The sequence below is a fragment of the Bifidobacterium erythrocebi genome, assembly GCF_012932675.1.
Taxonomy (GTDB): domain Bacteria; phylum Actinomycetota; class Actinomycetes; order Actinomycetales; family Bifidobacteriaceae; genus Bifidobacterium; species Bifidobacterium erythrocebi.
This window is the reverse complement of the sequence record NZ_JAAIIF010000006.1, coordinates 25,033-44,047: the sequence shown is the minus strand read 5'-3', so window position 1 is coordinate 44,047 and position 19,015 is coordinate 25,033. Positions and strand designations below refer to the sequence as shown.

Below are 19,015 nucleotides of genomic sequence, written 5' to 3'. Positions count from 1 at the left end.
CGTCGATTCTCCAAAGAATTGTATGAAACTGGTTCTGCAATAGTGACTTGGCTCATGGCTACTCCTCGGTATGAGCGATCTTGAGTCGCGGATCGACAAGGTAATACAGCACATCCACCACAGTGGAGGCAATGACAAACACCAGCGACGACACGAACGCCACGGCGAGAATAACGGGAAGATCCTTGGTATTGATGGCATTCACGGCAATCTGACCCAGACCAGGACGACCGAATACCTGTTCGGTGATCACGGCACCGCCAAGCAGTCCACCGGCCATCATGCCGCCCACGGTCAAAGCGGGAATGCTGGCATGGCGCAGCGAATGGCGAAGCCTGATGGCCGCAGGCGAAAGGCCTCGTGACAGCGAGGTCAGCGTGTAGGGCTGTTCCTCGCTCTTCGCGATGCCCTGGCGCAGAATCTGCGACAGGTTACCGCCCATGGGAATACCGATGGCGAGCGCCGGCAACACCAATGACTTGAAGCTCGAATCTCCGGCCACGGGGAACCAGCCCAAGCGGAAGGAGAACACGAACAGCAGCAGAATGCCGAACCAGAACGGCGGAGTGGACAGCAGCGTCAGTTCGGTGCCCTTGTACAGGGAGCGGACAACGGCGTTGGTCTTACCGCTGATGAGCAGCGAACCGATCAGAGCCACGACAACGGCGATGATGGCAGCGACGATGGTGAGCTGCAACGTTGCGGAGAACTGCTCAGCGAAAATCGCATTCACGCTTTTCTTCTGCGCGTAGGATGTGCCGAAATCACCATGCAGCAATTTGCCGAGATATCCGAAATACTGCACCACCACCGGCTTATCGAGTCCCCATTCGGCAATGACGCGCATCCTCAGCTCGGCATTGTTCTTTTCGGAATCGGTGAGCAAAGAGTCAACGATATCGCCCGGAGTGAGATGAATGGTGATGAACACCAAGGTCACGGCGCTCCACACCACGAACACGGCCTGGACGAGACGAGACATGACGAATGTCACGAATCCTTTGAGATTACGCGCCTTTTCGCTGCGGCTCTCCTCGCGGATCACCTCATATGAGGATTTCCCCGCGCCGGAAGAGGACAACGCCGGACGAACTTGCGGCACCGTCTGCGAAGCACTCATGTCGTCTGCCCCTATCTTTTATGCCGATATGACTGCTCTTTGACAGGCATCGGCATGATCACGTTGTGTTTGATTATGTAGTCTCTCGAATATTCATGAGCGCGCCCTTTCCGCGCTCACATCCTCTACTCAACCCCTTTTGCGATGCCGCCACGCGCTGCCCCCTATCGCCGCTGTTTATAGAGCGCACAAACACTTATCGGCGTCATTTATGACTTGCTATCAGCACAATTGCCACCCCGCAGTACACCCCTAAAAATAGGTCGCATCACAAAAGCGGCGGGGCCTTATGATCCTCCTGGACAATCCAGGAAAATCACAAAGCCCCACCGCAATATCGCAGGTTCCGGTTCCTTGCCTAACCGATATAGGCCCCCGCAATGGCCTGATCAAGATCGGCAATCAGGTCGTCGACGTTTTCCAGACCGATCGACAGGCGGATCAGATTGTCGCTTACGCCGGCGGCGTCGTAATATTGCTGCGGCACCTCACGATGGGTCACATGCGTGGGATCCACGATCAGCGAACGCGAATCGCCGATGTTCGGCACGTAGGAGAACACCTTGGTCCCGTTGAGGATGCGCTGCACGTTGGTGCTGTCGCCATCCACGGTGAACGACAGAATCGTACCGACGCCTTCCGGCAGGTACTTCCGTGCGAAGTCATGAGTGCTCTGCCCTTCCAGCGAGGCGTAGTTCACACGGGTCACATGCGCGAGCGTCTGCAGATGTTCGGCGATGGCGAGCGCGGATGCGACTTCCTGCTTTTCGCGCACGGCCAGGGTTTCCAGTCCGATGAGCTGCAGATAGGCGTTGAATGGGCTCTGCACCGCACCGAACGTGCGCAGATACTTGGTGCGCACGCGCTTGATGAAAGCCTCGTTGCCGAAACGGCTGGCGAAGCTGTTCCACTTGCCCGCCTTCTGATCGCTGATGACCAGATCGTTGCGCGTGAACTGCGGGAATTTGCCGTTGGTCCAGTCGAAACGACCGGCGTCGACCACCACGCCGCCGATGGCGTTGCCATGGCCGGTGATGCCCTTGGTTGTGGAGTGCACGACGATGTCTGCGCCGAAATCGATCGGACGCAGCAGATACGGCGTAGGCACGGTGTTGTCAACAATCAGGGGGAGATCGTGCCTGTGCGCCAGTGCGGCCAGACCTTCGATATCGGCGACCGCGGTGCTGGGGTTGGCCACGGTTTCGGTGTAGATGGCCTTGGTCTGCGGGCCGATTGCGGCCTCTACGGCATCCAGATCGTTGATATCCGTGACGAAATCCCCATGGATGCCGAATTGCGGAAGAAAATCACCCAGCGCATCGACCGACGCACCGTACAGATTCACCGGGGCGACGATACGGCCACCACCTTCGGCCACACACATCAGCGCATAGGTCACCGCCGCCATGCCGGATGACACCGCAACGGCACCCACACCGTTTTCCAGTGCGGCAAGACGATTCTCCAACGCATCGACCGTCGGATTGGCCACCCTGGAATATTCGAAACCGGATATTGCGCCTCCGGCGAGTGCGTCTCCACGCTGCGCATTCTCCAAATCGAATGCCGCCGAAGCGTAGATGGGCACGCTTACCGCGTCCGCGTTGGCCTGCCGGTCATAGCCGGAGTGGATGGCCTTGGTTTCGAAGCGTAGTGGTGCTTGGCTGTTACAGTGATCTTGCGTCGTGGTGCTCATGGCTGTGTGGAATCGTCCTTGTTCTTATCTATTCAAATCTTCAATCGCGTGCCGAAACGTAGTTCACGCCGAAAGCTTCGCCAGTTCCTGAAGATCGTCATGCTCTTCGAGGTATTCGGTGTAGGCGAGTTCGAACGCCTGCCCAAGATCCTCAATGAGATCCTGCTTGTCTTCGATGCCGACGGCCAGACGGATGAGTTCGTCGGTGATGCCGACCTTCAAACGCTCCTCGCGCGGCAGTTCGAAATGCGTCATACGGCACGGCAGCTCGGCAAGGCTTTCCACGGCACCAAGCGAAACGGCCAGGTGGAAGATGTGCAGGTTGTTCAGAATCGTGGCGGGGTTCACGCCGGGCACGACTTCGAAGCTCAGCACGCCGCCGAATCCCTTGAGCCCGTTTTCGCGCAGGATTTCCTCGCGATCGCCGTTGATGCCCGGGTAGTTCACCGTCTTGACGAGCGGATGGGCCTGCAGATACTCGGCGATGGCGAGCGCGTTCTCCTGCTGGCGATCGAGTCGCAGCGCCAGCGTCTGGATGCCGCGGCGCACCGCGTCGCACTCGGTGGGGGCGAGCACGCCGCCCAAGCGGTTCTGCGAATAGTAGATGCGCTCCCCGAGCACATCGTCCGATACGACGACCAAGCCAGCATTGACTTCGGAATGGCCTGCCAGGTACTTGGTGGCGGAGTGGATGACGATATCGGCACCCAGATCGAGCGGCTGCTGCAGATACGGGGTGACGAAGGTGTTGTCGACGATGGACAGCGCGCCATGGCGGTGCGCGATTTCGGAGATGCGGGAAACGTTGTTGACCTGCAGCAGCGGATTGGTGAGCACTTCGAAGTACACGGCCTTGGCGGGCTCTTCGCCGTTGCCACCAGCAACAGCCGCATCAAGAGCCTCGTAATCGGCGGTGTCCACGGCTTCGACGGCCACGCCCCAACGGGTGAAGAACTCGTTGAACAGCGAGTAGGTGCCACCGTAGATGTTCTTGCCAACGACGATGCGGTCGCCGGGCTGGAAGATGGACAGCACCGCGTGGATGGCCGCGAGGCCGGAGCCGAACGCGAAGCCGCGCGTGCCGTGCTCGAGCTGCGCGATCTGCCTCTCCAGGAACTCGCGGGTCGGGTTGCCGCTGCGCGCGTAATCCCAGCGGGGCATGGCCTCGACCGATTCGAAAGCATAGGTGGACGAGTTGTAGATCGGCGGGTTCACGGCCCCGGTGTTGTTGTCGTTGACCGGCAGACCGTGGACGAGCTGAGTGTTGAAACGTGTCATGTGCGCACCCCCTTGGGTTGTGTAGTGTCTCCTGCCGCGCGACGTTCGCGCGATCACGGTTCCCCACTTAACCCTTCCCGTCGAAATGACACGCGCCATGCCTTATCGACGCTGGTTATACAACGTACGAATCGTCATAACACTTGTTTATGGGGAGTTATCAGACGCCGGCAAACCAAGGAATCGATACCATCAAGACAACTCACGAACACACAGCAGATGCCCCGGCAATACCTACTGCAGCTCCTCCACCCGGCGTATGGCTCGAACGACATCCTCGGCGGTGATTCCCGGCACAGCCTGATCGAATGCCGCTCCTGCGCCCACCGCATGCTTCGCGACATCATGAATGCCTTGCGTATCCTGGGGATTCACATTGATGAAGGTCAGGGAATGCGGCAGCCCCACTCGCTCATAAAACGGAATCAGATCACGGGCTTCGTCCGTTTTCCCCTCGGCTACCAACTGCACCATGATGCCGTAGGCGACTTTCAGCCCATGAACGACACCGGATGTTGCGGGTAGTACGGTGAGCGCATCGTGCACGGAATGCGCGCCCGACGCACGGGCCTTCGTCCCTCCAAAACCGCCTACGGTGCCGGACAGCCCGATGATCGCATCGACGACCCTGCGAAGATGCGTGTCGACCTTCCCTGCATCCAAGGACCGCAGCGCATCTTCGCTTTCCGAAAGCAGTATCTCGCGAATCAATCTCGCGGATCGCAACGACAGCTCGTCGAACGTGGACAGGTCATCGCTTCGTTCGAACACCGGCCTAGACTCATACCATTTTGCCAGCGTATCGCCGATACCGCCGATGAGATAGCGTCGTGGCCCGGTCGATATCAATGCCGCATCCACCAGAACGAGATTGCTGTTGCGATGATGCAGCAGGGCACTCTCGTAGCGGTGTTCCTCATCGTAATTCACGGACAGCGGCGAGTATGCGGCGCATGTGGCGGCAAGCGTCGGGACCATGATCAGGTCGATATTCAACAGCTCGGCGATGTTTTTCGCGGTATCCGACAATTTGCCGGCACCAATGGCCACAATCGCATCGGCCTGTTCCTCCGATATCGCCCCAGCCAGTTCCTTCGCGTTCCGTTTGGTGGCACTGCCGTCATACCGGAACACCGGGTAATCCGGCACGTTCGTGGCATAACCGGTGAAGGCTTGCCAAGAGTGCGTTCCCGTCACGATTACGGGATGCCGGTAATCGGACAGGAATCTGCCGATGTCCGCGGTGATGCCTGGTTCGCTGATGTAGCGGTCCGGGCCGCTACGTACGTCATTCTCCCGAATCAACGAGCTCATGATAGTTCCTTCCCGACAATCGGTATCCCGTTTTGTCCTTCGCTACTCAGTACTGCGCACTGTCGTCCGGTGTCTTCTCCCCTGCTTCCACTGCGAACGCCAGATGGTTCCGCTTGGATGGAATGGGGCATGTGCAGTAGATGGAGAACGCGCATGGATAGTTGAACGCGTAGTTGAAATCGATTGCGTCAAGCGTGTCGAGTTTCAGGGGATCGAGGTGCAGCACACGGCCGATGCCATAGGTCTCCTTGCCTGTCGTCTCGTCGGTGAAGAACACGGTGACATGCCCGAATACGTTCGACACCACAAGGGAATAGTGCGTTCCCGAGTAGTCGAAATCCACGAATCCGATCACCGGATAGGATTGCAGCACCGTTTTGACTACCGAATCGTGGATGTCGAGCTCATCGTCCTTGGCCCAGCGGAACGTCGCGGGGATCCGCCATTTGGGATCGACGGGGTAATGGTCTATCCCGGTGAAGGCCTGTCGCCTCGACGCATTCGGATCCTTGATTCTGATCCAGAACAGGTGACGGTTTTGGTCGGTAAGGCTGGTCTGCGCGTTGACTTCGATGCGAATGTCGCCGTATTCGAGATACCCGAGGGCTTCCTCACCGAACGCCGTAGGCGTGAATCGGATTGGCTGGTCAATCACCTTCTCGGCGTTGATCACCGTCGAGCCGGGTTCGGGAGTGTACGTGAGGGAATCGTCTTCGGCTGCCCACGTGCCGGGGATGCCTTCAATGGTCTTGCTTTGCCCATCGTTGATCCAATTGATGGAGGTTGGGGCGAGATACCCGTGGGGCGAGGTGAGTTCCTCGATACGCTGGGCATGCCAGATGTACCATTGCTGAATATAGGGATCCGTCTGAATCGTCATTGTCGTTCTCCTTGTTCGGTGTCAGTATTTGAAGACAGGCACCACGGCGCCCTTGTAGTTCCTGTTGATGGCATCGGCGACGGCCTTGGTGTGGTAGGCATCGACGATCTTCTTGTATGTCGGATTGTCCTTTTGGTCGTCGCGTGCCACGATGACGTTGATGTACGGCTTGAAGCTCTTGTTCTTCGTATCGATCGGCGCCTGGTATATGGCGTCGCTGGTCTTCATGCCCGCATCGATGATGAAGTTCGTGTTGGTGATGCCGCCCGCGTAATCCGGAAGAAGATTGATGATCGCGGCCGCATCGTTGAGTTCGATGTCGACACCGCTGGGGTTTTCGGCGATGTCGTCGACTGTGGGGTTCTCCTTCGTGCTGTCCTTCAGCTTGATCAGTCCGGCGGAGTCGAGCACCTTCAGTGCGCGGCCGGTATTGGTGACATTGTTCGGAATGGCGATTTTGTCACCGGGCTTGAAATCCTTCACGCTCTTGTATTTCTTCGAATACAGGTTGAGGGGGCTGATGTACGTTTCGGCGATGGGTGTGAGCTTATAGCCCTTCTGCTTCTTTTCCTGATTGAGGAAGGCGTAATGCTGGAACGCCGTCAGGTCGAGTTCGCCGTTGGCCTGTGCCTGGTTGGCGTAGATGCCGTCCTGGAATGGCTTCGTCTTGATCGTGATGCCCGCCTTTTCAGCGTCGAGCTGCTTCTGCACCGCCTCCCAGATGGCGTCGTCGGCATTGCCTGCCACGCCCACTGTCACGACCTTGCCTTTGCTGCTGGTCACATTGTGATATACCGCGTATCCTCCCACGCCGGCAATCACGACCACCACGGCTATCAGAGCCGCTATCAGATTCCTCTTTGCCTTTGCCTTGCCTGCAGTTGCCATGTCGTTTCTCTCCTATGTATTGCTTAAATGTTTTGGATGTTGCTGAGTTGGATTGCTGCGAATCAGTGCTCGGTCAGCAGCACAAGCTGCCTGCCGATGAATTCGATGACGCCGATGAGGATGACCAGGACGATGATGGTCGCGTAGGTGGCATCCAGCATGTACCGCTGATATCCGTAGCGGATGGCGAAATCACCCAATCCGCCGCCGCCCACGATGCCCACAATTGCAGTCAGACCAATCAGGCTGACGATCGCGATGATGCTCACGCGGATGATCGAGGGGATCGATTCCCTGAGATAGACCCGGTACACGATTTTCGAAGTGCTCATGCCCATGGATTCGGCGGCCTCGATAAGTCCCGTATCAACACCGGCGAGCGCCGACTGGATCTGGCGGGTGAAGAACGGCGTGATGCCGACGACCAGCGGGAAGATCGCGCCTTTCGTGCCGATTGCTGTTCCGACCAGCGCTCTGGTGAACGGCACCAGGGCGGCGGCGAGAATGATGAACGGAATCGAACGGAACAGATTGATCAGTTTGTCCAGAATATTGAAGACAACGGCCTGCTGGGTCAATCCGCCTCGCTGGGTCAATGTCAGGATCACGGCGAATAGCGTTGCCAGAACAAACGCGATTACCCCGGCGACCCCGATCATGATGAGCGTCTGAACGAAGCTATCGACGAATTCCGGGAATCGACTGGCGACGTTGGGGAACCACTGAGCGAGAATATTCATTGTGCAAGCACCTCAATTCCGATATTGCGGCTCTTCAGGTATTCGATAGCCGCCTGCGACCTGTCGGCCGGGCCTTCCAGGATGACGACGAGACCGCCCAGGGGGGCGTTGTCGATGATGTCGATGTCGCCGAAAATGATGTTCACGTCAAGCCCGAAGGAGCGCGAGATATGCGACACCAGCGCCTCCGAGACTTCCTTCGAGATGTATTTCATACGAAGCAGCACCTGCCCAGACTTCAAATCCACGAGCGGCGAATGGTCTTCAATCAGATCGTTGATCTTGCCGAGGTTGGATGTCGTGGCCACGAATGCCTGCGTCAACGGTGCCTTCGGATTCGCGAAGATGTCGAAGACCTTTCCTTCCTCGACGATCGTGCCGTGTTCGATGACCGCGACGCGATTGCAGATCTGTTTGATGACCGACATCTGATGCGTGATGATGATGATCGTCAGTCCCAAGGTGTCGTGCAGGTGCTTCAGCAGTTTCAGGATCGATTTCGTGGTGTTCGGGTCCAATGCACTGGTGGCTTCGTCGCTGAGCAGGATGCTGGGATTGTTGGCCAGTGCGCGGGCAATGGCCACACGCTGCTTCTGCCCGCCGGAAAGCTCGTTGGGATAGCTTTGCGCCTTTTCGGACAAGTCGACGAGTCCAAGCAGCTCCTTGACGCGGGAGGCGCGAGCCTCACGGTCAAGACCGGAATCAAGCAATGCCAATTCCGCGTTCCCCGCAACCGTTCGCGACGGCATGAGGTTGAACGATTGGAAGATCATGCCGATGGAACGACGCGCTTTGCGCAGTTCCTTGGTGCTTAGGTCGGCGATGTCACGACCGTCCACTTTCAGGGATCCCTCGTCGTACCGTTCCAAGCCGTTGATGCATCGCACCAGCGTGGATTTGCCCGCACCACTCAATCCGATGATGCCGTAGATGTCCCCTTGGGCGATGTCGAGATCGATGTCATGCAGGGCCAGCTTGTCCCCGTCTTCGGTCCGGTATGTTTTCTTCAGATTCCGTATCGATACGATGGCTTCTTGTCGCTCTTCCCGTACAGCCATTTATCCTCACTTCCGATAGGTGCGTTTGGTCTAGTAGGCGAGCCGCAGAACTTCGACGACATCGTCGCGGGTGAGCGGCAAGTAGTTGCCGACCGTCCTGATGCCGCCGCCGGTGACTTGATCGGCGATGTGCTCGATGGATGCTTCCGGAATGTTCAGCTCATGCAGGCTCGTGGCAAGTCCGAACAGTTTGAAATACGATTCGAGATAATCCGCGAAGTATGCGGCAAGCCGTTCCTCGCTGTCGTCGTACGGATCGGCGCCGAGCACACGCACGGCAAGCTGCGCGTAACGCTGCGGCTGACGGCGGGACACATACCGGATTATCGATGGCAGAATGGCCGCGATACCTTCGCCATGAATCACGTCGAATTCGCCACCGAGCTCGTGCTCCAGTCGATGGGTCGTCCAATCGTTTTCCGACCCCGTCGCAAGGAAACAGTGGTTGAACATGGTAGCGGACAGCCAATGCAGCTCCGTCCGGTTTTTCAGGTCATCCGGATTCTTGACGAATCGCCTGCCTGCCACCAAGGCGGCCTTCAGACCGCCTTCGAGCAGTCGATCGGCCGATTCGAGATGATTCTTCGCGGTGAAATACGGTTCCAGGAATCCGACGGCCAGATCGGCGACGGCCGCAGCCTGGTAATGGTAGGGAGCGGTGCGCGAGTATTCCGGGTTAACGATCGCGAACCGGGGAATGACGATCCGATTCTCCAAGGCACGCTTGTCATGCCCCTGCTGAAGCACCGCGCAATCGGATACCTCGGAACCGCTGCCGGGAATCGTGGAGATGACGCCGACAGGAACGCTGTCGGTCGGCTCGGCGACGCCGGTGAAGAGATCCCACACGTCACCGTCGTATTTCAGGCCAACGCCAACGGCTTTCGCCGTGTCGAACGAGCTTGCTCCTCCAACAGCGAGAATGAAATCGGTCTTCGCCTCACGGGCCCGTTCGATGGTCGCACGGACAAGATCGATTCTCGGATTCGGCACGACCTCACCGGTTTCGATCAACGTTGCGCCAAGATTACGCACCGCACGATCGACCACGTCATGAATACCCAGGTCGAACACGTATTCCCCGCTGTACACCAACAGCACGGACGTAGCATGGTTTTCCTTGAGCAGATCCTCAAGTTGGGCTTCGGCTCCCACACCGAATACGAGTTTGCTTTGCGTATAGTACGTAAAAGTCATCGAATGCTCCTTGTAAAAATGCGACAAAGAAAGAAAAAAGAAGAGAAAATTCGAAAAGCATTGCACGCAGGCACCAACAAGATATACGTCTGGCGATATACGTCTGCTGCTGTGCTATTCGATAGAAATCTGATATTCCGGGGCTATGGCATTACGCATAGCGCCGGCACCATCCATCCTCGGATGATCAACACATAGAGGAAATACAGTTGGAGCCGGGCATCATGCCCATCGATTCGAAAGCATGAATGGACGAACCGCAAGTCGACGGTCCGAATACGAACAGAACGTTGAATCTGGTCATGGTGCACACCCCCTTGGGTTGTGATTCCCTGCCGCGTGCTCTTCACGCGATCGTTATCCTCTACTTAACCGCATCCTGCACAGCGCCACGCGCAGTGCCCTATCACCGTTGGTTATACAAGGTACGAATCGTCATAGCGGTTGTTTATGGAGTGTTATCAGGCGATAAGAACCGCGGGAAATCAACGAGGTTCCAGTCGACTGAATCAGCGATGAATCAACGGCACATTGGCATCGAAACAGCACAGCCGCAATAAAAAAGCCGCCCCGCAAGAGGAAGCAGACATCACTCCCCTTGCGGAAACGGCATTCTTCGGAAAAGCGGAAACCCTTACAGCACTGCGGCTACACGTCGCACGGCTTCACGCAGCTGATCTTCGGACTTGAGCAGACTGAACCGCACGTAGTCCACGCCGACCTTGCCAAAGCAGGTTCCGGGCAGAGCCGCCACGGCCGCCTGTTCCAGCAGCAGATCAGCGAACTGTTCGCCTGTCGCTCCTTCCGGCGCATGCACCCACGCGTAGATGCCACCGTCTGAATCGAACACATCCAATCCGGCGTCACGTAGTCCTCCGGCCACGATCTCACGGCGGACGGCATATCGCCTAGCCAGCTCGCGCACACAACTCTGGTCGGATTCCAACGCGGCGGCACCGGCGTCCTGCACGCTGCCCGTGATCATGGAGCCCATCTGGTAGTGGTATTGCTTCACATGGCTCACGATGTCGTCGTTGCCGGCGATAAAACCGGCACGCCAGCCGGCCATCGCGTACATCTTCGACAGCGAGCACACCTCCACGGCCACATCGAACGAGCCGGGAAGCGACAGAATGCTGATCTGCTGGTCATGCACGCCAAGCCCGGCGTAGGCGAAGTCCTGCACGATGGCGAAATGGTGTTCGTGCGCAAGTTCGATGGCATGTTCCAGGAACTCGCGCGGTGCCTGCGCGCCCGTCGGATTGTTCGGATAGTTGAGCACCAGCACCTTCACGCGCTCCCACGTGTCCACGGGCACCGCGTCCAAGTCAGGCAGGAAGCCGCGTTCCGGCAGCGACGGCAGCAGAATCTCCTCCGCCCGGCTCATCACCGTCATGCAATGGTAGGAGGGATAGTACGGGTCCGCATAGGCCACGGCATCGCCCGGCGAGACGAGCACGGCGAACAATGCCGCCAGCCCGTCGACCGCGCCTTCCACTGCGAATAGCTGCGTCTTCCAGTCCAAGTCGACGCCGTACGTATCGCGATACCAATGCTCGGCCGCCTGTAGGAAACTCGGCTTGCCGTCGAACGGCGAGTAGCGTGCGTTCGCGGGGTCGTCGACGGCGCGCTTGGCCACGTCGCGGATGAAGTCCGCCGGGAACGCGTCGGGGTTGCCTTTCGCCAGGTCGATCACGTCGGCACCGCCGGCCACCGCGACGGCCACCTTGCGATCCATGTCCGCGAACACGTTCGGCGGAATGGACTGCGCGACCGTGGTGAATGAAACTGGTGAGCTATATGAGGTCATGAACGAATCCTTCTTACTGATTTCTAATCGCACGTTCAACAACATGCGTCAACGTTCAATGCATCCGCCTTCGAATGAGCAATCGCCCACTACGTCGACGGGTCAGTGCGTCACCTTGCGTGCGCCCCAATCGCCAATCCACTGAATGATTTGCACGATGACAATGAGGATGATCACAATCGCCACCAGTACGCCGGTCTCATACCTGTTATAGCCGTACTGGATGGCCATGTCGCCGATACCACCGGCACCGATGGTGCCGACCATGGCGGAATAGCCGATCAGCGAGATAATGGTGAGCACTACGCCGCGGATGAATGACGGCAGCGCCTGCGGGAATACCGCATCGACGATGATCTGCCGCGTGGTGGCACCGGTGGAAATGGCCGCCTCCAGCAGACCGGGATCCACCTCGGAGAACGCGCTTTCCGCGATGCGGGCGAAGAACGGCACCGCAGCAATGGACAGGGAGATCGCACCACCGGTCGGTGTGTACGGATCACCCAGCAGGAACTGCGCCACAGGGATAAGCACGACCATGAGGATCAGGAACGGCAGCGATCGAATCGCGTTGACGATGAACCCCACAATCGCATTAAGCGCGTGGTTGGGGGTGAACAGACGATTCTCAGTCAAATACAGCAGCAACGCCACCAGCGTGCCGAGCACTACGCCGATAACGACCGAAACGACGACCATGTACGCCGTGTCGAGCAATGCCTGTCCAAGGTTCTCCCGAAGAATCTGCAGTGTCTCTTCCATATCTTCATGCCTCCTGCGTTTCGGCGGGCTTCGCGCCGCCCTGTTCCGTTGCAGCGGCCAGCTGCTTTCGATCAAGTTCCCTGTAGCTGAACACATGCGTTCTCAGCTGCGCCAGCGCCTGGCTCAGGGATTCGCCCTTCCCCGCCACCAGCACGATGAGGATGCCGATGGCCTGCGAGCCGAAGTATTCCACGTTGGCGTGCAGCACATCGATGCTCACGCCATAATCCTGCGCCACTCGGCTGATCAGAGGTTCGAGCGCGGCATCGCCCTTGTATCTCAGCTCCACGATGGTGCCTGCCGGCAGCGATGGCACGAGTTGCGGTGGCACCTGGATGCCGAGATAGCGTTCCACCAACGCCTTGGTGGTCGGGTGCTTCGGCGAGCTGAACACATCGAAGGTGTTGCCTTGTTCCACCACCACACCGTTTTCCATAACGGCCACGCGGTCGAAGATCTGCTTGGCCACATCCAGCTGATGCGTGATGAACACGATGGTGATGCCGAGCTCACGGTTGATGCGCTGCAGCAATGCCAGAATGCCTTCCGTGGTTTCGAGGTCCAATGCGCTGGTTGCCTCGTCGCACAGCAGGATCTCCGGCTTGTTCGCCAAGGCACGTGCGATGGAGACGCGCTGCTTCTGCCCGCCGGACAGACTGGACGGATAGCTGTCGATCTTGTTCTCCAAACCGACAAGCTGAAGCAGTTCACGAATACGCTCCTGCCATTGTGCCTTCGGGTATCCGCCAGCCTTAAGTGCGAACTCGATGTTCTTGCCTACGGTGACGTTGGTGATCAGGTTGAATCCTTGGAAGATGAAGCCGATCTTCTTGCGCAGCTCACGCAACTCCGCACCCTTGATTCCGGTGATGTCGGTGCCGTCGATAAGCACCTTGCCACCGGTGGGACGCTCCAGCAGGTTGATGGTGCGCACCAGCGTCGACTTGCCGGCACCGGAGAATCCGACGATGCCGAAGATCTCGCCCTTCTCCACGCTGAGGCTCACATGCTTGACCGCTTCGACGGTACGCCCGGCCTCATGGAAGGTGACCGACACGTCGTTCAGTTCGATGACGCTCATTCGTTCCTCGTTTCGTTCGAATAGAAGGCCCGCATGCAGCCGATCGGCTTATGCGGGCCCAATGTTCGTTTTTCGTTGGCGGCGATCACCAAGTGGTTGGCTTGCCGAAGTCCTTGAACTCGCTCTTGGCGATGGCGTCCTTGAACTCCTGGCTACTGAGCAACTTCTTGACGGCCTTGCCGAAGTCGGAGTCGGCGTCCTTGGTATTGACCACGAAGACGTTGATCACGCCTTCGTCCTGCTTCTCCATGGCCAGAGCCTCGGACGGCTTGAGTCCTGCGGCCCAGGCGAAGTTGCCCGGGACAAGGGCCACGTCAACGGTGTCGACGGAGCGGGCGAGCTGCGCGGCATCAAGCGTCTTGATCTTGAGGTTCTTCGGATTGTCCTTGATGTCGTTGACAGAGGCCTTGGTGGAATCCACGTCGCCCTTGAGAGTCACCAGACCCTGCTGTTCAAGCACACCGAGCGAACGGGCAAGGTTGGAACCATCCGCCGCGATGGACACGGTGGAACCATCCTTGATGTCCTTGATGGACTTGTACTTGTTGGAGTAGATGCCCAGACCCAGCGTAGGCACCTGACCAAGCGAGGTCAGATCGAGGTTATTGTCCTTGGTGAACTTGTTCAGGTAGTTGATGTGCTGCATCAGGTTGGCCTGAATGGAACCGGATGCGAGTGCCTTGTCGGGCTGAACGTAGTCGTTGAACAGCTTGGTCTTCAGCTCGAATCCGTCATCCTTGAGCAGCGGACCGATGACCTTATCGATCATGTCTCCGTAGGGCCCGGGGCACACGCCGACGGTGATTTTGGTGGTCTTGCCCTTGGAGGCATTCAGCGATCCATTCGATGTGGATGAGCTATTGCTCGAACCGCAGGCGGCAACGGAGATGAGCGTCGCGGCGGCGAGCACCGCGGCGAGTGCGCGCTTGATGCCTGTCTTCTTCTTGAGGATGGTGGTCATGGTTGTGTCCTTCTTGGTATGTCTCTCTTGTTCTTGCGATTGTTCGAATGTGGGTGCGGATGCGTTCACTTGCTGGCTTCGGCGTCGGCCTTAGCCTGTGCGACGATGTCGGGATGATGAATGGCGAACGCACGTTCCGCCAGGTGGACCTCACGGGTGAGGAATTCGTGCAGCTTGCACACGTAGCCGTGTTCACGTCCGACCTTGGCGATGTAGCCGTTGATGTAGTCGACTTCCGTGGGCCTGCCCTTGGTCAGATCCTGATACATGGACGGGTAGTGCAACGGGTGCGCCACACCGGCGGTGTGCAGGATGGTTTCCACTTCGCTTTCACGGGTGCCGAGCAGTTTGAATCCGGCCGCCTCGACGGCGCTGTAGGCTTCGTCTACCAACTGCTCGGTGAGCCAGCGTGCGTCGGGATGCGCATGAAATTCGCCGAATCGAATCTGGTACATCGTACACAACGTGTTGAGCACGGAGTTGAACACAATCTTGGCCATACACATGCCGATGAAGTTGTCAACGATAGTGGGGTTCAGTGTGGCTGCGGTGAAGTCATCGAACAGTTCCTGTTCCACGGTCTTTACCTTGTCGGTCACCTCGTCGGCGTAGGCACACAGGTTCATGGCCTTGGCGTGCGCGCCGCCGGTGAAGTTGAAATCGCCCGGGCCGTACACGAATGCGCCGATTAGGGCCGTGCCGCCGTAGATACGATCCTTGGAGAAGTATTCGTTGAGTTTTTCGAAATGGCCGTAGCCGTTCATAGCGGAGAACACAACCTGCTTGTCGTTGAACAGGTGGGCACAGCGCTTGAGTATGCCGTCAAGCTGCATCTGCTTGACGAACACGATCCACACGTCGGGCTTGCCGGTGTATTCCTCGGGATAGTAGATATCGATCGGCACCAGGTGGCGATCCTGCCCGTCCTGGGAGACGTAGGCACCGCCCTGTTCGCGGATCTTCTCGACGTTCGGCTTCCAAGCGTCGATGAAGTCGACATCCTTGTGGGCAAACTCCTGCAGCAGCACACCATACTGGATGCCCATTCCGCCTGCACCGATCACCGCGTACTTCATATTCCCTTATCTCCTCTCTCCTGTGTTCCCTTGTTTTCAAGCGAATACTCACAAGATATCGGAGAAACACAGGCAGTGCCCCGGCGTGGCTATACGCGCTCGTTATGAACGGCTGCAACGCCTATAAGCACTGCCTATAGGGCCTTATCAGTTGCTGAAATCGACCTCGCCGAGCTTCTCGATGAGCTTCATGTTCTCGCTGTAGTCGACCGGGCAGGCGATGATGTCCACGCCGCTGCCGGCCTGCAGGGCCTCGCACAACGTTGGGTAGAGTTCGTCCGCGGATTCGATGATGTGGCCGCGCGCGCCGAAGCTGTGCGCCAGCTCGCATACGTCGGGGTTGTCGAAGTCCACGTCCTCGTATGAACCGTTGTGGATGTTCATCTTCCATTTGATCAGACCATACGCCTTGTCCACCCAGACGAGCGCCACCACGCGCGCGCCGACGCGCACCGCGGTCTCGATCTCCTGGACGTTCATCAGGAAGCTGCCGTCGCCCATCGTGGCCAGCACGGGGCGGCCGGGGTTCTCCAGCGAGGCCGCCACCGCTCCGGGCAGCGTCCATGCCATGGTGGACAGGGAGTTGTCGATCACGCAGGTGTTGGAATAGTACGTGGGGTACAGGCGCGCCATCCACATCTTCAGCGCACCGGTGTCCACCAGCGTGATGTCGCCGTCGTCCATGGCCCTTCGGGTGTCGTAGACGATGCGCTGCGGCTTCATCGGGAAGGAGTCGTCCGTGGCGTACGAGCGGAATTCGCCGTCGAGCAGCTCGTGGATCAGCGGGTGCGATTCGTCGAATCGGATGCCTTTCACGCGCAGTCTGTCGATCAGTGCCTCCAGCGTCTGGTCGATGTCGCCCATGATGTTGAGGGCGGTCGAATAGTGCGCGTCGGTGTCTTCCACGAACGTGTTGATATGGATGATCGTCTTGTCGTCGTTCGGGTTGATCTTCTTCGGGTCGAACTGCTGGATCGAGAAGCCGACGGAGATAATCAGGTCCGCCTCGTCGAATGCGAAGTTCTCGTAATCGTGCTTCATGAAGCCGACCACGCCGAGCGCGTTGGGGATGTGATCCGAGATCACGCCCTTGCCCTCGAAGGTGGTCGCCACCGGCACGTTGAGCTGTTCGGCGAGGGCCAGCAGCCGGTTTTCGGCGTGTGCGCGAGCCACGCCGTTGCCTGCGAGGATGATCGGATGCTGCGCCTGGCTGATGATGTCGACCGCGCGAGCGATGGTGCCGTCGGTGGGGCGGATGTGCATGCTGTCCGGCAGCGGCAGCGGCTTGGCACCGGCCGGGACCGGCATCTCCGCCACGTCCTCGGGCAGAATGAGGCAGGTCGCGCCCGGGCGTTTGCGCTGTGCGACGGAGAAGGCCTTGCGGATGATTTCCGGCACCGCCACCGGCGTGGAGATCATGCTGGTCCATTGCGTGAGCGGGCGGAACACGGAGACCAGATCCACGATCTGATGCGATTCCTTGTACAGGCGGCTTACGTTGCCTTGTGCACAGATGGCCACCATCGGCGTGGTGCTGGCATTGGCCTGGGCCACGGGGAGGGTGAGGTTCAGCGCGCCGGGGCCGAGTGTGGCGAGGCAGACGCCCGGCTTGCCGGTGAGGTGCCCTTGGGCGGAGGCCATGAATCCGGCGCCCTGTTCGTGGCGAGTCAGTACGAAGCGGATGCGGCCGTCGCGTTCTAGCGCTTCCATGAGCGGGATGTTCTCCTCGCCGGGAATGCCGTAGATGACGTGCACGCCTTCGTTGACGAGGCATTCGACGAACAGGTCGGCGACGTTGCGCACATGCTCCTTGGCCAGCTGCGCGGTGGAATTGTCAGTGGTGGATTTGTCGATGCTGGGCTTGTCGGCGGTGGTTTCGGCCGGCTTTTCGATTACTGCGGTGTTGGCTGTTTCGGTATTCACGAGCCCACATACTAACGATTGATTTGTAACGCCTTCGATAACGTATCGCACACTTTTGTAAACAAACGATGGCCTGCCGGTAACCTCGTCAGCCCCGCCCCATGCACCGAAAACACTGCGTCCGAATCCGCGGCCCCGCCCGATGCCACTGCCTCTTCGCACGGCATCCTCGCCCATATACGACGAACCGCGCCCCGCCGCCGAACCGAATATGTCGCTATTCGGTTCGGCGATTGGAACGCGGTTCCCACGGCTCGTATGCGTTATGCAAGGCAAGCCGTCAATCAATCAGACAATCAGACGATCAATCGACCATTCAGTCGACCTTGCCGCCCTCGACCACGATGTCATCCGGGCTGACATCGTCGCCGTACACCGGCTCAAGGGTCTTCTCGTAATCCTTGTGGAAGAAGTTCTCCTTGCCGAGCTTGTCGATCTCGTCGTTGATCCAGTTGAGCAGCTCCTTGTTGCCCTTCTGCACGGCGGGTGCGATGGTGTCCTCGTCACCGAGCTTGGTGATGCCCACCTTGAAGCCCTTGTTGGACTTGGCCCAAGCCAGCACCTCGGTGTTGTCGGTGGAGAAGGCGTCGCCACGGCCGTCGAGCAGCGCGTTGTAGGCGTCGGCGTACTGGTCGTACTTCTGCAGCTTCACGTCGGGCTGGTTCTTCTCGAAGTAGCTTTCGGCGGTGGTGCCCTTGGCGATGATCAGGGTCTTTCCCTTGAGCTGGCTCACGTCGGTGATCTCGGCGTTCTCCGGGGAGACCACGCCGAGCGAGACCTTCATGTACGGCTTGGCGAAGTCGACCTTCTCCTTGCGTTCGTCGGTCACGGTGAAGTTGGCCAGGGTGATGTCCACCTTGTTGGAGGTGAGCACGTCCACGCGGGCTGCCGGGTCGACGGAGGTGTACTTGACCTTCACGCCCAGATCCTTCGCAAGGCGCTCGGCGAAAACGATGTCGTAGCCGGCATTCTTGCCGTCCTTGTCGATGTAGCCGAACGGGGCCTTGTCGGAGAACACGGCCACCTTGAGCACGCCGGACTTCTTGATCTCGTTCAGGGTACGGGCCTTGGCGGTGGAGGACGTGGTGGTGTCGGACGACGACGAGGCATCGCTCGGCGAGGCTGCGCTCGGACCGCACGCAGCGAGGGAAGCACCCATAATCAGTGCTGCGGACGCGGCGATGACGGCTTTCAGCGGCTTGATGTTGAACTTCATGGTTTACCTTCTTCT

At 58.6% G+C, this 19,015-nt stretch carries 16 protein-coding genes; all 16 read right to left on the bottom strand.

Going from position 1 to position 19,015, the window contains the following annotated elements; genetic code table 11:
• Positions 1-58 precede the first annotated feature (58 nt).
• Complete coding sequence (locus G1C98_RS02045; RefSeq protein ID WP_169078768.1) at positions 59-1,120, bottom strand: ABC transporter permease; 1,062 nt, start codon at positions 1,118-1,120, stop codon at positions 59-61.
• 358 nt (positions 1,121-1,478) lie between these two features.
• On the bottom strand, positions 1,479-2,816 hold the full coding sequence (locus tag G1C98_RS02040) for an O-acetylhomoserine aminocarboxypropyltransferase/cysteine synthase family protein (RefSeq protein ID WP_169078767.1): 1,338 nt from the start codon (positions 2,814-2,816) through the stop codon (positions 1,479-1,481).
• Between the two features lie 63 nt (positions 2,817-2,879).
• Positions 2,880-4,094, bottom strand: coding sequence for a trans-sulfuration enzyme family protein (locus G1C98_RS02035; RefSeq protein WP_169078766.1), 1,215 nt, complete (start codon positions 4,092-4,094; stop codon positions 2,880-2,882).
• Between the two features lie 234 nt (positions 4,095-4,328).
• Positions 4,329-5,408 carry an iron-containing alcohol dehydrogenase family protein gene (locus G1C98_RS02030; protein ID WP_169078765.1) on the bottom strand — a complete coding sequence of 360 codons (1,080 nt, stop codon included), beginning with the start codon at positions 5,406-5,408 and terminating at the stop codon, positions 4,329-4,331.
• 46 nt (positions 5,409-5,454) lie between these two features.
• Positions 5,455-6,288: a DUF1684 domain-containing protein gene (locus G1C98_RS02025; RefSeq protein ID WP_169078764.1), complete on the bottom strand. Its 834-nt coding sequence runs from the start codon at positions 6,286-6,288 to the stop codon at positions 5,455-5,457.
• 21 nt (positions 6,289-6,309) lie between these two features.
• A complete protein-coding gene (locus tag G1C98_RS02020) occupies positions 6,310-7,176 on the bottom strand; it encodes a MetQ/NlpA family ABC transporter substrate-binding protein (protein WP_169078763.1) in 867 nt (288 codons plus the stop codon).
• Between the two features lie 62 nt (positions 7,177-7,238).
• The gene (locus tag G1C98_RS02015; RefSeq protein WP_169078762.1) at positions 7,239-7,916 is read right to left on the bottom strand and encodes a methionine ABC transporter permease; all 678 of its coding nucleotides are present in this window, start codon (positions 7,914-7,916) and stop codon (positions 7,239-7,241) included.
• Complete coding sequence (locus G1C98_RS02010; protein WP_169078761.1) at positions 7,913-8,974, bottom strand: methionine ABC transporter ATP-binding protein; 1,062 nt, start codon at positions 8,972-8,974, stop codon at positions 7,913-7,915. Before G1C98_RS02010 ends, G1C98_RS02015 begins: the two co-directional genes overlap by 4 nt.
• A gap of 30 nt (positions 8,975-9,004) precedes the next feature.
• Positions 9,005-10,171 (bottom strand): iron-containing alcohol dehydrogenase, encoded by a 1,167-nt coding sequence (locus G1C98_RS02005; protein ID WP_169078760.1) that lies wholly within the window; start codon positions 10,169-10,171, stop codon positions 9,005-9,007.
• Positions 10,172-10,805: 634 nt separating this feature from the next.
• Positions 10,806-11,981 (bottom strand): pyridoxal phosphate-dependent aminotransferase, encoded by a 1,176-nt coding sequence (locus G1C98_RS02000; RefSeq protein ID WP_169078759.1) that lies wholly within the window; start codon positions 11,979-11,981, stop codon positions 10,806-10,808.
• 102 nt (positions 11,982-12,083) lie between these two features.
• Complete coding sequence (locus tag G1C98_RS01995) at positions 12,084-12,743, bottom strand: methionine ABC transporter permease (protein ID WP_169078758.1); 660 nt, start codon at positions 12,741-12,743, stop codon at positions 12,084-12,086.
• A gap of 4 nt (positions 12,744-12,747) precedes the next feature.
• Positions 12,748-13,824, bottom strand: coding sequence for a methionine ABC transporter ATP-binding protein (locus G1C98_RS01990; protein ID WP_169078757.1), 1,077 nt, complete (start codon positions 13,822-13,824; stop codon positions 12,748-12,750).
• Between the two features lie 85 nt (positions 13,825-13,909).
• Positions 13,910-14,785, bottom strand: a complete 876-nt coding sequence (locus G1C98_RS01985) for a MetQ/NlpA family ABC transporter substrate-binding protein (RefSeq protein WP_169078756.1) — start codon at positions 14,783-14,785, stop codon at positions 13,910-13,912.
• Between the two features lie 65 nt (positions 14,786-14,850).
• Positions 14,851-15,861, bottom strand: a complete 1,011-nt coding sequence (locus tag G1C98_RS01980; RefSeq protein ID WP_169078755.1) for a ketopantoate reductase family protein — start codon at positions 15,859-15,861, stop codon at positions 14,851-14,853.
• Between the two features lie 147 nt (positions 15,862-16,008).
• Positions 16,009-17,715 carry an acetolactate synthase large subunit gene (locus tag G1C98_RS01975; protein ID WP_335341278.1) on the bottom strand — a complete coding sequence of 569 codons (1,707 nt, stop codon included), beginning with the start codon at positions 17,713-17,715 and terminating at the stop codon, positions 16,009-16,011.
• Between the two features lie 385 nt (positions 17,716-18,100).
• Positions 18,101-19,000 (bottom strand): cysteine ABC transporter substrate-binding protein, encoded by a 900-nt coding sequence (locus G1C98_RS01970; RefSeq protein ID WP_169078754.1) that lies wholly within the window; start codon positions 18,998-19,000, stop codon positions 18,101-18,103.
• Positions 19,001-19,015 lie beyond the last annotated feature (15 nt).

Excerpts from the sequence above, each read along its gene's own strand:
- G1C98_RS02045 (WP_169078768.1), bottom strand. The coding sequence starts at position 1,120 with ATGAGTGCTTCGCAGACGGTGCCGCAAGTTCGTCCGGCGTTGTCCTCT.
- G1C98_RS02040 (WP_169078767.1), bottom strand. The coding sequence starts at position 2,816 with ATGAGCACCACGACGCAAGATCACTGTAACAGCCAAGCACCACTACGC.
- G1C98_RS02035 (WP_169078766.1), bottom strand. The coding sequence starts at position 4,094 with ATGACACGTTTCAACACTCAGCTCGTCCACGGTCTGCCGGTCAACGAC.
- G1C98_RS02030 (WP_169078765.1), bottom strand. The coding sequence starts at position 5,408 with ATGAGCTCGTTGATTCGGGAGAATGACGTACGTAGCGGCCCGGACCGC.
- G1C98_RS02025 (WP_169078764.1), bottom strand. The coding sequence starts at position 6,288 with ATGACGATTCAGACGGATCCCTATATTCAGCAATGGTACATCTGGCAT.
- G1C98_RS02020 (WP_169078763.1), bottom strand. The coding sequence starts at position 7,176 with ATGGCAACTGCAGGCAAGGCAAAGGCAAAGAGGAATCTGATAGCGGCT.
- G1C98_RS02015 (WP_169078762.1), bottom strand. The coding sequence starts at position 7,916 with ATGAATATTCTCGCTCAGTGGTTCCCCAACGTCGCCAGTCGATTCCCG.
- G1C98_RS02010 (WP_169078761.1), bottom strand. The coding sequence starts at position 8,974 with ATGGCTGTACGGGAAGAGCGACAAGAAGCCATCGTATCGATACGGAAT.
- G1C98_RS02005 (WP_169078760.1), bottom strand. The coding sequence starts at position 10,171 with ATGACTTTTACGTACTATACGCAAAGCAAACTCGTATTCGGTGTGGGA.
- G1C98_RS02000 (WP_169078759.1), bottom strand. The coding sequence starts at position 11,981 with ATGACCTCATATAGCTCACCAGTTTCATTCACCACGGTCGCGCAGTCC.
- G1C98_RS01995 (WP_169078758.1), bottom strand. The coding sequence starts at position 12,743 with ATGGAAGAGACACTGCAGATTCTTCGGGAGAACCTTGGACAGGCATTG.
- G1C98_RS01990 (WP_169078757.1), bottom strand. The coding sequence starts at position 13,824 with ATGAGCGTCATCGAACTGAACGACGTGTCGGTCACCTTCCATGAGGCC.
- G1C98_RS01985 (WP_169078756.1), bottom strand. The coding sequence starts at position 14,785 with ATGACCACCATCCTCAAGAAGAAGACAGGCATCAAGCGCGCACTCGCC.
- G1C98_RS01980 (WP_169078755.1), bottom strand. The coding sequence starts at position 15,861 with ATGAAGTACGCGGTGATCGGTGCAGGCGGAATGGGCATCCAGTATGGT.
- G1C98_RS01970 (WP_169078754.1), bottom strand. The coding sequence starts at position 19,000 with ATGAAGTTCAACATCAAGCCGCTGAAAGCCGTCATCGCCGCGTCCGCA.